This window comes from Polaromonas sp. P1_F4 (assembly GCF_056405675.1).
Genome location: NZ_JBFUBP010000009.1, coordinates 163,517 through 178,881 on the forward strand (window position 1 = coordinate 163,517; position 15,365 = coordinate 178,881).

Annotated in this window: 13 protein-coding genes; 6 read left to right on the forward strand and 7 right to left on the reverse strand. The window is 61.0% G+C overall.

The window, feature by feature from the left end; all coding sequences use genetic code 11:
- Nucleotides 1-26: 26 nt before the first annotated feature.
- Nucleotides 27-2,375 carry a 5-methyltetrahydropteroyltriglutamate--homocysteine S-methyltransferase gene (gene metE, locus AC1DYQ_RS18150; RefSeq protein WP_477687948.1) on the reverse strand — a complete coding sequence of 783 codons (2,349 nt, stop codon included), beginning with the start codon at nucleotides 2,373-2,375 and terminating at the stop codon, nucleotides 27-29.
- Nucleotides 2,376-2,516: 141 nt separating this feature from the next.
- On the opposite strand from metE, the gene AC1DYQ_RS18155 reads away from it, so the two are divergent.
- Nucleotides 2,517-3,440, forward strand: coding sequence for a LysR family transcriptional regulator (locus AC1DYQ_RS18155; RefSeq protein WP_477687949.1), 924 nt, complete (start codon nucleotides 2,517-2,519; stop codon nucleotides 3,438-3,440).
- Between the two features lie 94 nt (nucleotides 3,441-3,534).
- Here the strand turns inward: AC1DYQ_RS18155 and AC1DYQ_RS18160 are convergent, their stop codons facing one another.
- Nucleotides 3,535-4,386: a SirB1 family protein gene (locus AC1DYQ_RS18160; protein WP_457279301.1), complete on the reverse strand. Its 852-nt coding sequence runs from the start codon at nucleotides 4,384-4,386 to the stop codon at nucleotides 3,535-3,537.
- 74 nt (nucleotides 4,387-4,460) lie between these two features.
- The gene (murJ, locus tag AC1DYQ_RS18165; protein ID WP_477687950.1) at nucleotides 4,461-6,026 is read right to left on the reverse strand and encodes a murein biosynthesis integral membrane protein MurJ; all 1,566 of its coding nucleotides are present in this window, start codon (nucleotides 6,024-6,026) and stop codon (nucleotides 4,461-4,463) included.
- A gap of 200 nt (nucleotides 6,027-6,226) precedes the next feature.
- Here murJ and rpsT point away from each other — a divergent pair, with 200 nt between their 5' ends.
- Nucleotides 6,227-6,538, forward strand: a complete 312-nt coding sequence (rpsT, locus tag AC1DYQ_RS18170) for a 30S ribosomal protein S20 (RefSeq protein ID WP_007864125.1) — start codon at nucleotides 6,227-6,229, stop codon at nucleotides 6,536-6,538.
- Between the two features lie 121 nt (nucleotides 6,539-6,659).
- On the opposite strand, the gene AC1DYQ_RS18175 is transcribed toward rpsT, so the two are convergent.
- On the reverse strand, nucleotides 6,660-6,980 hold the full coding sequence (locus tag AC1DYQ_RS18175; RefSeq protein ID WP_411885285.1) for a DUF3579 domain-containing protein: 321 nt from the start codon (nucleotides 6,978-6,980) through the stop codon (nucleotides 6,660-6,662).
- A gap of 272 nt (nucleotides 6,981-7,252) precedes the next feature.
- Here AC1DYQ_RS18175 and AC1DYQ_RS18180 point away from each other — a divergent pair, with 272 nt between their 5' ends.
- Together AC1DYQ_RS18180 and argF are read left to right on the forward strand one after the other, a co-directional pair.
- Nucleotides 7,253-8,470 (forward strand): acetylornithine/succinylornithine family transaminase, encoded by a 1,218-nt coding sequence (locus tag AC1DYQ_RS18180; RefSeq protein WP_477687951.1) that lies wholly within the window; start codon nucleotides 7,253-7,255, stop codon nucleotides 8,468-8,470.
- On the forward strand, nucleotides 8,467-9,411 hold the full coding sequence (gene argF, locus AC1DYQ_RS18185) for an ornithine carbamoyltransferase (protein WP_477687952.1): 945 nt from the start codon (nucleotides 8,467-8,469) through the stop codon (nucleotides 9,409-9,411). Before AC1DYQ_RS18180 ends, argF begins: the two co-directional genes overlap by 4 nt.
- 52 nt (nucleotides 9,412-9,463) lie before the next feature.
- Here argF and glk read toward each other — a convergent pair whose 3' ends face one another.
- Together glk and AC1DYQ_RS18195 are read right to left on the reverse strand one after the other, a co-directional pair.
- The gene (gene glk / locus AC1DYQ_RS18190; protein WP_477687953.1) at nucleotides 9,464-10,522 is read right to left on the reverse strand and encodes a glucokinase; all 1,059 of its coding nucleotides are present in this window, start codon (nucleotides 10,520-10,522) and stop codon (nucleotides 9,464-9,466) included.
- Entirely contained in the window at nucleotides 10,519-11,520 is a 1,002-nt protein-coding gene (locus AC1DYQ_RS18195; RefSeq protein WP_477687954.1) for a Bug family tripartite tricarboxylate transporter substrate binding protein, read from the reverse strand. The genes glk and AC1DYQ_RS18195 overlap by 4 nt, the downstream gene beginning before the upstream one ends.
- Before the next feature lie 185 nt (nucleotides 11,521-11,705).
- Between AC1DYQ_RS18195 and AC1DYQ_RS18200 the strand changes: the two genes are divergently transcribed.
- Both AC1DYQ_RS18200 and AC1DYQ_RS18205 read left to right on the forward strand, forming a co-directional pair.
- Complete coding sequence (locus AC1DYQ_RS18200; RefSeq protein ID WP_477687955.1) at nucleotides 11,706-13,058, forward strand: class-II fumarase/aspartase family protein; 1,353 nt, start codon at nucleotides 11,706-11,708, stop codon at nucleotides 13,056-13,058.
- Between the two features lie 25 nt (nucleotides 13,059-13,083).
- Nucleotides 13,084-14,142 carry an oxidoreductase gene (locus tag AC1DYQ_RS18205; RefSeq protein ID WP_477687956.1) on the forward strand — a complete coding sequence of 353 codons (1,059 nt, stop codon included), beginning with the start codon at nucleotides 13,084-13,086 and terminating at the stop codon, nucleotides 14,140-14,142.
- 22 nt (nucleotides 14,143-14,164) lie between these two features.
- On the opposite strand, the gene AC1DYQ_RS18210 is transcribed toward AC1DYQ_RS18205, so the two are convergent.
- Nucleotides 14,165-15,325 carry a GntR family transcriptional regulator gene (locus tag AC1DYQ_RS18210; protein ID WP_477687957.1) on the reverse strand — a complete coding sequence of 387 codons (1,161 nt, stop codon included), beginning with the start codon at nucleotides 15,323-15,325 and terminating at the stop codon, nucleotides 14,165-14,167.
- Between the last annotated feature and the right edge of the window lie 40 nt (nucleotides 15,326-15,365).

Genomic DNA, 15,365 nt, shown 5'->3' on the forward strand with positions numbered 1-15,365 from the left:
TACCTCCCGGCGTCCGGCGCACCGAGTCAGAAAGCCGCCAGCTCCTTACGCACTTCTTGCGCGGCCCGCACCATGTTGCCGAGCGCCGCTTCGGTTTCCGGCCAGCCCCGCGTTTTCAGCCCGCAGTCGGGATTGATCCAGAGGTTTTCCGCCGGGATCACGCTGGCAGCTTTTCGCAGCAAGCGCACCATGGCGTCCACGGTCGGAACACGCGGTGAATGGATGTCATACACACCCGGCCCGATTTCGTTCGGATACCTGAAGGCGCCAAATCCCCGCAGCAGTTCCATGTCGGAACGGCTGGTCTCGATGGTGATCACATCGGCGTCCATTGCTGCGATTTCCGGCAGGATGTCATTGAATTCGGCGTAGCACATGTGGGTGTGGATTTGCGTCTCGTCGCGCACACCCGAGGCACTGATGCGAAAAGCCCGCGTGGCGGTGCGCAGGTACGCGGCCCAGCTCGCACGGCGCAGCGGCAATCCTTCGCGAATGGCCGGCTCGTCGATCTGGACGATGCCGATGCCGGCCTTCTCAAGGTCCACCACCTCGTCGCGTATGGCCCAGGCAATCTGCTCGCAGGTCAGGCTGCGCGGCTGGTCGTCGCGCACAAAGGACCATTGCAGGATGGTGACAGGGCCGGTCAGCATGCCTTTCATCGGCAGCTTCGTCAGGCTCTGCGCATGCGCCGTCCATTCGACCGTCATGGGTGCAGGTCTCGCCACATCGCCAAAGATCACCGGCGGCTTGACGCAGCGCGAGCCGTAGGACTGCACCCAGCCGTTGGCGGTGAAGGCAAAGCCGTCAAGCTGCTCGCCGAAGTACTCCACCATGTCGTTGCGCTCGGCTTCCCCATGCACCAGGACGTCAAGGCCCAGTGCCTCCTGCTTGCGTACCGCCAGCGCAATCTCGGCTTCCATCTTTTCACGGTAGCCCGCCGCGCCGAGTTCGCCGCGTTTGAACGCTGCGCGCGCAGCGCGGATCTCCGGGGTCTGCGGGAACGAGCCGATGGTGGTGGTGGGCAGCGGCGGCAGCGCAAGGCGGGCACGCTGCAGGACCTGGCGCACCGGAAAAGGCGAGCTGCGGCAGTCGTCGCCTGCAACGCTGCGTGCAAGACGCAACGCCACGTCGGCCCGGTGCACACGGGGGCTGCGCCGGCGCGCCGCAACAGCTGCGCGGGCTGAAGCAAGCTCCCTGGCAACCAGAGACTCTTCTCCCGTGAACGCCGCACGCAACATGCGCAGCTCGCCCAGTTTTTCCACCGCAAAGGCGAGCCAGGCGCGCAGTTCCGCATCCAGCGCACTCTCGGCTGCAAGGCTGAAAGGCACGTGCAGCAGCGAGCAGGAGGGCGCGATCCAGAGTTCGCCCTGGTGCCTGGCAGTGACCGCGCGCAGCTTTGCCAGCGCCGTGTCGGGGTCTGTGCGCCAGATGTTGCGGCCGTCCACAATACCCACCGACAGCACCTTGTGCGCAGGCAGCCAGTCGGCCACCCCCACCAGTTCCTCGGGCGCACGCACCGCATCGACATGCAAGCCCGCCACCGGCAGCTGGCAAGCCAGCCTCAGGTTGTCGGCCAGCGACGAAAAGTAGGTGGCCAGCAGCAGCTGGGGTGCGTTGCGGGCAAGCTGTGAATAGCTGCGCTCAAAGGCGTAGCGCCACTGCTCGGGCAAATCCAGGCCCAGGATGGGCTCGTCCATCTGCACCCACTCCACACCTTGCGCCTTCAGCCGCCCGAGAATCTGCGCATACACCGGCAATAGTTTGTCGAGCAGGCTGAAGCGGTCAAAGCCGGGCTCATCGCCGCCTGTCTTTTCCTTGCCAAGCCACAGAAAGCTCAGTGGCCCGAGCAGCACCGCCTTGACCCGGTGGCCGGCGCCCTGGGCCTGCGTCACTTCATCGAACAGGCGCTCCGAAGCAAGGCTGAATTGCGTCCCTGCATTGAATTCGGGCACCAGGTAGTGGTAATTGGTGTCAAACCATTTGGTCATTTCCAGCGCGAAGCTGCCGCCGCCCGCCTTGCCATCCGCGCACGCACAGCCGGCACCGTGTGTATGGTCGCTGTGCGCATTAACGCCGCGCGCCATGGCGAAGTAGCGGCTGAGGGCAGACTCCTGACCGGTGAAGCCAAAGCGCGCCGGCTCGCAACCCAGCATCTGGATGTGATTGGCCACGTGGTCGTAAAAAGCGAAGTCGCCTACCGTGACAAAGTCCAGCCCGGCTTCTTCCTGCACGGCCCAGTGCCGCTCGCGCAGGCCGGCTCCGGTGGCTTCCAGCGCAGCCAGGTCAATCTCGCCGCGCCAGTGTTTTTCCAGCGCGAATTTCAGTTCCCGGTTCGCGCCCATGCGCGGAAAACCGAGGGTATGTGTGTGGACCATCCAGTTATCTCCCAATGCGAATCACAGAAGAACGCATGGTCGGCCAGATTCAACTATTATTCAAACGAAAGAAATTGCCTTTCAACATGAAAATAATTGATTCACCGATTAATTTGCTAATTGATCTGCAGGGAACAACTGATGAGCCCGTCCATCCTTGAGCTGCGCCACCTGCGCACGCTGACCGCCCTGCGCGACAGCGGCAGCCTGGTGCGCGCGGCGCAATTGCTCAACCTCACGCAGTCGGCACTCTCGCATCAGGTCAAGCTGCTTGAAGAGCGTTACGCCACGCCGCTGTTCGAGCGCAAGTCCGTCCCCCCGCAGTTCAGCACCACGGGCCTCAGGCTGCTGGCGCTGGCCGACGCGGTGCTGCCGCAAGTCGAGGAAGCCGAGCGCGATGTAGCGCGGCTGGCCACGGGGCGTTCAGGACAGTTGCGCATCGCTGTGGAATGCCACACCTGTTTTGACTGGCTGATGCCGGCCATGGATTCGTTTCGCTCACGCTGGCCCGAGGTGGAGCTGGACATTGTTTCGGGCTTTCACCCCGACCCGATTGCACTCGTGCTGCAGGACCGCGCCGACATCGCCATCGTCTCGGAAGAAGACGCCAGCGAAGCGGTGGATTTCCACCCGTTGTTCCGCTTTGAAATCATGGCGCTGCTGGCGAATGAGCATGCGCTGACGGCGAAAACGCATCTCACGGCCAGGGACTTCGCCAACGAAACCCTGATCACCTACCCGGTACCCGACGAAATGCTCGACGTGGTGCGCCAGGTGCTGGAGCCGGCCGGCGTCAGGCCTGCGCGCCGTACGACAGAGCTGACAATTGCCATGCTGCAGCTGGTAGCCAGCGGCCGCGGTATCGCAGCCTTGCCCAAATGGGCCGTGCAAAGTTACCTGGACAGAGGTTACGTGAGCGCAAGGCCGATCGGCAAAAAGGGCCTGACTGGGCGCCTCTATGTCGCGTGCACGCAAGCCATGTCAGGCCGGCCCTGGCTGGAAGACTTTGTGGCGATCACACGGGAAAGCTGCTTTCTCACGCTCAGCGAGATCGAACTTCTTTGAGAAAAGTGCCTGCAGCGCCCTGTGGACGGGCGCAAGCAGCTATTAAATCAATAGCAATGCCGGAGCAGACAAACCGGGGACGCAGCAGGGCAACTCAGTGGCGGCTCTGGCGCAGCTGGGTCAGCCGCTCGGCCATTGTGTCAATGTCAAGCGCGTCTTCGGCGTTGGCAAGATAGATTTCCAGGTCGGCAATGGCACGCTCGGGCTCGCCATGCGCGGCCCAGGCCAGGCCGCGGTCGCGGTATTCGGTCCATGCTTCGGGCTGCAGAACGATCAGGCGGTCCTGCACGGGAATCAGGCGCTGCCAGTCTTCCTGAGTCTTGTGGATTTCCTTGAGATTGCGCAGCATGCGGCTGATGATTTCGCGCGGCGGCGCCGACTGCAGGTACAAGCCCATCGGCACTTCAAACTCTTCGTCGGCGCTGCTGCGTTGCCGGAAAGGCTCCAGCCGCTCGGACAGTTCTTCGCGGCTGAGCGACTGGCCGCTGAACGGATCAATCACAACCTGGCCTTTGGGCAGGTTGACCTTCACCATGAAATGCCCGGGAAAGGCCACGCCGCGCGCGTTGAGGCCCAGGCCCAGGGCCAGCTCAAGCCATAGCACCGCCAGCGTGATGGGAATGCCGCGGCGTGTGCGCAGCACGGCATTCAGGTAGCTGTTGTCGGGGTCGTAGTAATCATTGACGTTGCCGCCAAAGTTCAGGTCGTGAAAAAAGAACTGGTTCAGTGCCCGCAGGCGCTGCAGCGCGGGAGCATCGGCAGGCAGGCGGCGCTTGAGGCGGGCCAGCAGCTGGTCTACGTCGCCCAGCACCTGCTGTACATCAAGGTCGGGGTATTCGTCCTGCGCCAGGCTGACGGCGGCCTCCAGCAGGGGGAAATGCTCGTCGCTTTCCACAAGGCTGGAGAAATACTGCAATGGAGACGGTACGGTCAGATTTAATTGCATACCCTACTGTCTCATAAACCGGCGCAAAAAGGGAATCAAGGAATGCCCTTGAAGAGTCTGAAAAAGGCGACAATTCAGTGTTTCAGGAGTTTTCGCACCTTCAGGCCCGACGCCCATAACGCTATGAAATAAATAGCGCCCGATGCAATCAGGACAAGCGCCAGCAGCCCTATTCTCTCCAGGTACTGGCCTTTCAGGCCGACCCAGTTCACGGCCCCGGCCGCCCACAGCAGGAAAACCGCCAGCAACGCACTGGCACCCACCACCTGTGCCGAAAACATGCCCCAACCGGGCGCCGGCGTGTAGCTGCCGCGCCGCTTGAGCCCCCACAGCAGCCAGAGCGCATTGATGAGCGCACCAATACCGATGGCCAGCGCCAGCCCCGCGTGTTGCAAAAACGGCACCAGCGCCAGATTGAGCAGCTGTGTCACCACCAGGACGACCACCGCAATGCGCACCGGCGTCTTGATGTCCTGGCTGGCATAAAAACCGGGCGCCAGCACCTTGATGGCCACCAGTCCCAACAGGCCCGCGCCGTAGCCCATCAAGGCCGTGGTGGTCTGCTGCACGTCGCGGTCGGTAAAAGCGCCATAGTGATAAAGCGTGGCCACCAGGGGCTGGGCAAACGTCATCAGGGCCACGGCACAGGGAACGGCCAGCAGCACCACAATGCGCAGGCCCCAGTCAAGCATGGCCGAATAGCGCGCCGCATCGCCGGCGGCTTTGGCAGCCGACAGCTGCGGCATCAGCACGACACCGATGGCCACACCCAGCATGGCGGTCGGGAACTCCATCAGGCGGTCGGCATAAGTGAGCCAGCTCACGCTGCCGGGCGTGAGGTGCGAGGCGATCTGCGTATTGATAAGAAGCGAAATTTGCGCCACGCTGACACCCAGCAGGGCCGGCACCATGAGCCGGGTGATGTTTTGGGTGGCCGGATCGGCCCAGGCCGCCTTGATCGCAGAAGGGTTCCAGCCAATGCGCGGCAGCAGCCCCAGCCGGAACAGCGCCGGCACCTGCACCGCCAGTTGAAGGATGCCACCCACCATCACGCCGCCGCCCAGGGCGTAAACCGGCTCGATCCCGTGTGCCTTGAACCAGGGAGCGCCCAACCAGGCCGCCAGAATCATGGAAAGGTTGAGCAATACCGGCGTGGCAGCCGGCACGGCAAACCGGCGCCAGGTGTTGAGCACGCCCGAGGACAGCGCTACCAGCGACATGAAGCCGATGTAAGGAAACATCCAGCGCGTCATGAACACGGCAGCCTCAAAGCCGCGCGCTTCCTGCTTCAGGCCGCTGGCCATGGCCCAGACCAGCACCGGGGCTGCCGCCACGCCGGCCACACAGGTCAAAAGCAGCGCCCAGGCCAGTAAAGTGGCGACCCGGTCTATCAGCAGCTTGGTCTCGGCGTCGCCGTTTTGGGCCTTGCTGGCAGCCAGCACCGGCACAAAAGCCTGGCTGAAAGCCCCTTCGGCAAACAGCCGCCGGAACAGGTTGGGAATGCGAAATGCCACATTGAAAGCATCCGTCATGGCGCTGGCGCCAAAAGTCGAGGCAATCAGCAGTTCCCGCACCAAACCGGTGATTCGGGAGACCAGGGTCAGAAGGGAGACGGTAGAAGCGGATTTGAAAAGTGACACGCATGGAGTTTAGCCCCCGCCAGTCGCCCAGCCCCCTCCCATACCAGCAGGGGCCGCGGAACCGGCTTTGCCGGGCCGCAGGCGCAGCGGCCCCCTCGGGGGGCAGGGAGCTACACGCAGTGAGCGACCGTGGGGGTATATAATCATGGGCTTTGCTGCAACATCCACAGACTCCTCCCCAGGATTAAAGGAATTTATATATGGCTACCGCCAAACCCAAGAAAAAGAACCCCCGCCTCGCGTCGGGCCGTAAACGCGTCCGCCAGGACGTCAAACTCAACGCTGCGAACACCTCGCTGCGCTCCAAATACCGCACCGCTGTGAAAAACGTCGAAAAAGCCGTTGCAGCCGGTGACAAAGACAAAGCCAAGGACCTATTCGCCAAGGCCCAAAGCATTGTGGACACGGTTGCCGACAAGGGCATCTTCCACAAGAACAAGGCAGCGCGCGACAAGAGCCGCCTGTCCGCCAAGGTGAAAGCCCTGGCACTGGCCCCCGCAAAGGCCGCCTGAGCAATCAGGCAAATCGCCCGGACGGCATCTTGAAAATACCGTCCGCCGTTTTGTAGGGTGCGCTGCAGCAAAGCAAAAAAGCCGTCGAAAGACGGCTTTTTTGTTGGGCGCTTCGAAAACCTCAGTCTTTGCGCGGGGGATCCGGAATTAAACAGGCTTCGGCTACCTGTAAATCGTTGTCTTTGGCAAAGTTGATGGCGAAGTCCCAGGCCATGGGCTCGGCCTCGCGCAGTTCTGAGTTAACGACCACACACTTCACGCCGTTGATGACGGTGGGCACGCACCAGGGGGAGTAGGTCAGGTGGCTGCCAGGCTGCGGGCCGCCCGGGCGGAAATGACTCATCACGCCGCACAACCTGTCAGCCCAGTCGCTGGGCCGGAAGGTTTTGCCGTCGCGGGTAATACCCTGAATGAAGACTTCTTTGGCGGTGTTGGAGACCATCGGATGGAGGGTTTTTTGCGGCGCCTGACGTGGGAGGGGGATCGTATTCAACCCATGCTGCACCGCACAACAATTCTATCTTATTTGCGACTCTTATATAAGACTTGGCATTTCATTTTCAACATCCGCAGACGCCAGGCGCCTGCATTGCAGTGATGCAGGATCGTCACAAAAGCCTGCAAACTCTGCGCCTAAAATCAGCCCAGGCCTGCTTCACTTGTTGCGGGCCTCCGATTTTCAGCCCTGTTACAGCCCTTGTTCCGGAGTTCTCCATGACCGCAGCCCTTCCCAAGCACATCGAAGCCGCCTCCCCTCACGTGATGAACACCTACGGCCGCCTGCCCATCGCGCTGGACCATGGCCAGGGTTGCCGCGTGTGGGACGTTAACGGCAAGGCCTACCTCGACGCACTGGGCGGCATCGCCGTCAACACGCTGGGCCATAACCATCCCAGGCTGGTGCCGGCCCTGCAGGAGCAGATCGCCAAGCTCATCCACAGCTCCAATTACTACCATGTGCCGCTGCAGGAAACCCTGGCGGCCAAACTGGTGGAGCTGTCGGGCCTGGAAAACGTGTTTTTCTGCTCCACGGGCCTGGAAGCCAATGAAGCCGCGCTCAAGCTGGCGCGCAAGTTCGGCCATGACAAGGGCATTGAGCGTCCCGAAATCGTTGTCTATGAGAAAGCCTTTCACGGCCGCAGCATCGCCACCCTGAGCGCCACCGGCAACCCCAAGGTGCAGGCCGGCTTCGGCCCGCTGGTGGAGGGATTTATCCGCGTACCGCTCAACAACATCGATGCGCTGAAAGCCGCTACGGCCAATAACCCCAATGTGGTCGCCGTATTCTTTGAAGCCATCCAGGGCGAAGGCGGCATCAACAGCATGAAGGACGAATACCTGCGCGACGTGCGGGCGCTGTGCGACGAGCGCGACTGGCTGCTGATGATCGACGAAGTGCAATGCGGCATGGGCCGCACCGGCAAATGGTTTGCCCACCAATGGTCGGGCATCATGCCCGACGTGATGCCGCTGGCCAAGGGCCTGGGCTCGGGTGTGCCGATTGGCGCGGTGGTGGCCGGTCCCAAGGCTGCACATATCTTTGGCCCCGGCAACCACGGCACCACTTTTGGCGGCAACCCGCTGGCAATGCGTGCGGGGGTGGAAACCATCCGCATCATGGAAGAAGATGGCCTGCTCGCCAACGCCGTGAAGGTGGGCGACCACCTGCGCGCGGCGCTGACGCGCGAGCTGGCCGGCGAAAAAGGTTTGAAAGAAATCCGCGGCCGCGGCCTGATGCTGGGCATTGAGCTGACAGTGCCGTGCGGCGAGCTGCTCGCCCGCGCCGCCGAAAACGGCCTGCTGCTGAGCGTGACCGCTGACACCGTGATCCGCATGGTGCCTTCGCTGATCATGACCACGGCTGAAGCCGACGAAGCGGTGGCCATCCTGGTTCCGCTGATCAAGCAGCTTTTGAAAGAGAAAAACGCGTGACCACTGCGATCCCCTCCACGCCTGCTGCCGTGCGGCACTATTTGCAGTTCAGCGACCTGAACGCGGCCGAATACGCCTATGTTTTCGAGCGCGCCGCCATCATCAAGAAGAAGTTCAAGGCCTACGAAAAACACCAGCCCCTGGTCGACCGCACGCTGGCGATGATTTTCGAAAAAGCTTCGACGCGCACGCGCGTGAGCTTTGAAGCCGGCATGTACCAGTTGGGCGGCAGTGTGGTGCACCTGACCACCGGCGACAGCCAGCTGGGCCGTGCCGAGCCGATTGAAGACAGCGCCAAGGTCATCAGCCGCATGGTCGACCTGGTGATGATCCGCACCTTCGAGCAAACCAAGATCGACCGCTTTGCCGAGCACTCACGCGTGCCGGTCATCAACGGCCTGACCAACGAATTCCATCCCTGCCAGATCCTGGCCGACATATTCACCTACATCGAGCACCGCGGCTCCATCAAGGGCAAGACAGTGGCGTGGGTGGGCGACGGCAACAACATGGCCAATACCTGGCTGCAGGCCAGCGAAATCCTCGGCTTCAAGGTGCATGTGAGCACCCCGGGCGGCTACGAGGTCGACCAGTCCATCGCCGGCATCCGTTCGGCCGAAAGCTACAAGGTCTTCAAGGACCCGATGCAGGCGTGCGCTGGTGCCGACCTGGTCACCACCGACGTATGGACCAGCATGGGCTATGAGGCCGAAAACGAAGCACGCAAGAAAGCTTTTGCCGACTGGTGTGTGGACGCCGAGATGATGGCCGCAGCCAAGCCTGATGCGCTTTTCATGCACTGCCTGCCTGCCCACCGCGGAGAAGAAGTCGAAGCCGACGTGATCGACGGCCCGCAGTCCGTGGTGTGGGATGAAGCTGAAAACAGGATGCACGCACAAAAGGCACTCATGGAGTTCCTTTTGCTCGGGCAGCTCGCGTAAACGCTGAGAGATCAACGATAAAGCGTGAGTTCCATCGGCACCGCGAGCCGCGTCACCCGTCTCGCGGAACACCAGGCGCTGAAGCGGGCGGACTGTCCAACGCAATTGCGGCACCGCGAAGCGCAGGTGATTGCCCGGACTGAATGACGTACACCGGCACGTCTGCCAGGAACTGTGCAAAGCGGCCCTTTGCCTTGAAGCGTTGCCCAAACGCCGTACGCTCGAAAACTTTTCCCATGCGCGGAACGATGCCGCCGCCGATAAATACCCCGCCGCGAGCGCCGAGCGTCAGCGCCAGATTACCCGCGACCGTTCCGAGGAATGCGCAGAAAAGATCGAGTGCCTCGCGACACCAGGGATCACCCCCATCCAGTGCTGCCGACGCTACGGTCGCAGCATCAAGCCCGGCGTCAGGTGCACAGCCGTCAACTTCTTTGATAGCCAGGTAAATATCGACCAAGCCCTGGCCGCACACGGCTCTCTCGGCCGAAACATGGCCGTAGCGGCGGCTTAGCCAATGGAGTACCGCTTGCTCACGCGGGGTGCAAGCCGCCAAAGTGGCATGCCCTCCCTCCCCCTCGATCGGAATCCAGCCGCCCTGCCCGTCGGGCAACAGCCCCGAAACGCCCAAACCGGTACCGGGCCCGATCAAACCCATCGCAGCGAAAGGGGCGGCCTTTGTGCCCTGAACCTGACGCAACTCCCCTGGCTTCAGCGTGGGCAGCGCCAGGGCCAGCGCCGTAAAGTCATTCAGCACCCGCAGCTTCGCGAATCCGAATTGCTCTTTCAGCGCCTTGATCGAGAAAGTCCAACGATGGTTGGTCATTCGCACCTGATCCCCATGCACTGGATTGGCAATCGCGATTGCGCAGCCAGGAGGGGGGCTTCGCCTCACAACGCCCAGGTAATGCCGGATTGCATCCGCAAGGCTGGCATATCCAGCACAAGGCAATATCACCAGGTCATCGATGGATGCCCCGGCACCGGTCTGCCATGCAAAGCGCGCATTGGTCCCGCCTATGTCGGCCAAAAGCCTCCCATCACCGCCAGGACTGACTGGCAATGCCGTCATTTTTTTATCGCAACCGGGCCAGGATGAGCCGCTTGTCATTCCATGGTGATTTTTGCGGTCTTCACAATATCGCGGTACAGCACGGCCTGAGGGCCGACGAACGCACGAAGCTCACGGCCGGTCATCGGAGCGACCGTGATACCGGCTTCCGCCAGCTTTGTGCGCACGTCGGGCTGCGCGAGGGCGTCCAGCAATGCCTTTTCATAAGCGGCCACGATAGAGGGGGAGGTTCCCGCTTTCACAAACAGGCCTTGCCAGAGCGGCAGTGAAATTCCGTTGAAGCCCTCTTCCTCGCCAATGCGCCTGACATTCGGCAGTTGCGGGACGCGTGCACTATCCGACACCGACAGGGCCTTGATCTTGCCCTCCTTGAGAAAGGGCATCGCCGTCGACAAGACCAGCACCGCACTGTCCACCTGGCCACCAACAAGATCATTCACGATCTGGGCACCACCACGGTACGGGATATGCAGCATTTCCACCTTCGCCCGCTTATTGATCAGCGACCCGTAGAGATGTTGCATCGTCGCAATTCCGGGCGTTGCGTAATTGAAGTTTTCTTTCCCGCTTTTGCGCAGCGCGCCTGCCAGGTCGGAAAGCGTCGCGTGGGGCGAACCCGCGGGAACAGCGAATATCAGGGGCACCGTGGTCATGCGCCCAACCGGCAGAAGGTCCTTCTCCCAATCAAGCCTGGTCTTCGGATTGACCATGGGCACCAGCACGGTATCCGTGCCTCCCATGTAGATGAGGTTACCGTCGGCTGGCGCATTGAGCACTTTTTGCGCGGCAATCATGCCGCTGGCGCCCGCAACGTTCTCGACGATGACCTGACGCCCCAGGCGCTTTGACAACTCGGTACCCACAACGCGGGCGACCAGGTCGGCACTGCCGCCGGCAGAGTACCCGACTATCAGCGATACAGGCTTGTCCGATTGTGCGCGGCCAATGCCCGGTAATAACGCGCCGGCGCCCAGCAAGGCAAGCTGGTTCAACAGCCTGCGACGCCCGGCGCGCTGGCGAGCAAAAAGATCTTCCATGACGTGTCTCCATGTTTTATGTATCCGCTGAATGCAGGGAAATTATATTGTATTTATATTTATTGTAATTTGTATTAATTTTAAATTTATCCTATATAAAACATTGAATTACACAAATACAATATGCATCAATAAAAATTTATCGGGCATGCCAATAGGCTTGCCGCGTCACAACCCAAGCGTCCATGAATACCAGTATGTTTGAATCATTTATTACCGGCCACTGGTTCAGCGGCGAAGCCAAGCGCATCTGGAGCGACAGGGCCACGTTGCAGGCATGGCTCGATGTTGAAGCGGCACTGGCTCATGCCCAGGCCGAACTCGGCGTCATTCCCACCGAGGCTGCGCAAATCATCGGGAAGAAGGCCGATGCCCGGCTCTTCGATCTGGATCGCCTGTCCAGGGACATCGCGTTTGCACAACATCCACTCGTTCCCGTCCTGTCCCAGTTCGAGGAACTGTGCGGTGAACCAGCCGCGGGCTATATCCATTGGGGGGCGACGACCCAGAACATCTTCGATACCGCCAGTTCACTGCAGATGCGTGAGACACACCACTTGTTGACGGGTCATCTGGATGCAGCCATCGCCGCACTTGGCTGGCTGGCGCAGGAACACCGGGCAACAGTGATGGCGGGCCGTACACACGGCCAACATGCGTTGCCAATGACGTTCGGCTTCAAGCTTGCCGGCTGGATTGACGAACTGGACAGGGACCGCGACCGACTGATGCGGCGCCTGGCGTCGTCGTTCGTCGCGTCCATGGGCGGTGCGATAGGCACTTTCGCGGCGATGGGCAGCAAAGGCCGGGCCGTGGAAGCCCGCATGGCTGAGCAACTCGGGTTACCTGCAGCCGGACTGCCAAGCCGCTCGTCCTACGACCGCGTGTGCGACTACATTTCGGCACTGGGATTGCTTGCAGGTACTGCGCAGAAAATCGCGCAAGACATCGTATTCATGCAGCGCACAGAAATCGGGGAGGTTGCGGAAGCGTTTCACATGGGCAAGGTAGGCAGCTCGACCATGGCGCAGAAACGCAACCCTTCCACCGCGCTGCTGCTGGTCAGCCTTGCGCGCATGATGCGGATGCGGGTGCCTGCGGCCCTTGAAGCCATGGTGCGCATGGATGAAGGCGATTCGTCGGCAACCAACGTGACCGACACCTTGCTTCCAGAAATCGCCATCATCTCGGCGTCCATTGCCGAGACCCTTGCCAGGCTGGCAAAGGGTCTTACCGTGAACACTGAGGCGATGCGGCACAATCTTGAACTATCGAATGGCCTGATCGCTTCGGAAGCCGTCATGATGCGGCTGACCAGGCTGATGGGACGCCACGAGGCGCACAAGGTGCTCTACGAAGCAGCACAACGGTCCCAATCGGAAGGGGTTCCGTTTATAACAAGCATCGGTGAGCATCCGATGTTTGCAAAACATGGGCTTCCCGAGGGCCTGGCCCAGGCACTTGTAGCGAGCAACTACGTGGGCGAATCGGCGGCAATCACGATTGAGACGGTCGAGCGCGTGACGCAACCTCGATAAGCGGTCAACCTAAAAGGGGCACCTAGTGCTTAAAACTCTCTCCGTTGGCATCGTCGGTTACGGTTACGCGACCAAAACGTTTCATGCGCCTTTGATAGCTGGAGTCCCCGGGCTCAGACTTGCCGCGATTTCAAGCAGCAATCCTTCCAACGTGTATGCCGACTGGCCCGACGTGCAGGTCGAGGCAACTGCAGAGCGGCTTTTTGCGCGTCCGGACATTGACCTTGTGGTGATACCAACACCCAACGACACACATTTTTCGCTCGCTTGCGCAGGGCTGGCCGCAGGCAAGCATGTGGTGGTCGACAAACCCTTTACGGTAACGTTGGACGAAGCGCGGCAATTGCAGGCAAAAGCACAAGCCACTGGGCGCTTGCTTTCGGTCTTCCACAACCGTCGCTGGGATGCAGACTTCCTGACGCTGCGCCAGGTCATTGCCTCCGGTGAGCTGGGGAAAATCGTTCATTTTGAATCCCACTTCGATCGCTACCGGCCGGAAGTTCTTGCCCGTTGGCGTGAACAAGCCGATACAGGCGGCGGACTGTGGTACGACCTTGGAGCACATTTGCTGGATCAGGCGCTGCAGCTATTCGGGCTTCCCGAATCGATTGCGCTCGACCTCGCACAGCAACGCGATGGTGCAAAGACTCCCGACTGGTTTCACGCCGTGTTGCGCTATGGCCAAAGCCGGATCATTCTGCATGGCAGTGCCCTGGCGCTGACCCCGGGGCCGCGCTTCACAGTGCATGGAAGCCTGGGCAGTTTCATCAAGATGGGGCTTGATCCACAAGAGGATGCGCTGAAGGCCGGAAAGCGTCCGCCCGCCCTGGACTGGGGAGTTGATCACTTGCCTGCCGAGGTTTCAGTTTGGACTGATGGCGCTTGCGCAAGGCGCGAAATAAACTGCGTTGCGGGTGACTACCCTGCCTACTACAGCGCAGTACGCGATGCCATCCACGGCAAGGGCATCAACCCCGTCACGGCCCATGAGGCGATGCAGGTCATCGGTTTGATTGAGCTGGGACTGCGGAGTGCGCGAGAGGGTTCCACAATGCCCTTTTCTGCCATCGGATTCCAAGCGTGACAGCACGCGTTCGGCAAAATAATCAGGAACCGATGACAAGCGCCTGGCTGCGAGTTTTAACGGACTTCCGTAAATCCTGCTCGTGCGGCTCACCGGTCATCGGTAGGGCGGCGAACGATTGGCCGGCGTAAGTTGTGACAGGAATCAGGCGTACGCCATAGGGCATTGAAGGGTCGGCCCATCGTGCATTGATGGCCTGATACAAATAGTCGATCTGATCGGCCACGCTGCATCCGATCGTGTCAAAGAAGTTGGCGTGCTCGTTCGCAAGATCCGTACGTCCCAGCAACACCACACTCAGCAGTGAGGGTATGCCAACGCCGGCCTCTTGCAGCAGCTCCCGGAATCTGGCGCCATCCTCGATGCCCCATGCCACCAACGCGGTGAAAGGTAGCTGCCCCGAGGCATCCAGACTGGCCTTGACCATCCCCACAAGCACCGCTTCGTAGTTCTCATCAGGCAGGTGCGGCACGGTGATCGCCTGCAGCTCAATTCCTGTCAGGGTGGTCTGCAGGTAGTCGAACCGTCGCCGTCCCATCTGGGTTGCCAGAAATGGGTACGACGTTGTTGCGTATGCAATGCGGCGATGACCTTGCTGCTGCAAAAGCGTGATCGCCGCAGCCAGCGGCTCCCCCCATTCCATGCCGACCACCTCGACATCGGCCCCGGCGAGCGCCGCGCCATCCACGGCCAATGCATCGCATTTCTCTTTCAGCGCTGCGAGCAAATCAATCGTGATGGTTTTGTAGCTCGACTGAACCACGCAGGCGTCAAAGCGGGGTGAACCCTTCAAGATGGTCCGCGCGTGGGCGGGATCGGTGTAGGAAACTTCAAGTACGCGGTGGCCGTCAGCAGTAAAGCGGCGCTGAAGCCCTTCTATCAACACACGGCCGCGGGCAATGCTGATGGAACGGCGCAGCAGCAACACGGATCTGCCGGCCGATGGCTGGGCGCCCGGACCGGCTCCGGTGGCTCCACCCTCCACGCGAAAATAGGTGCCACGGCCTACCTGCGATGCAATCAGTCCCCTGGCTTTCAAGCCCTGGAAGGCGCGCTGAATCACAATCTGGGAGACGGCAAACCGGCGCATCAAATCCCGAATGGTCGGAAGGCGATCCCCGGGGTGGGCAGTACGTGCCAACTCTTCGAGGTACTGTTCCAGATCAGATGCTGTATTGCTCATACACATACAATACAACACATTTCACGCAACCCTCAATTGC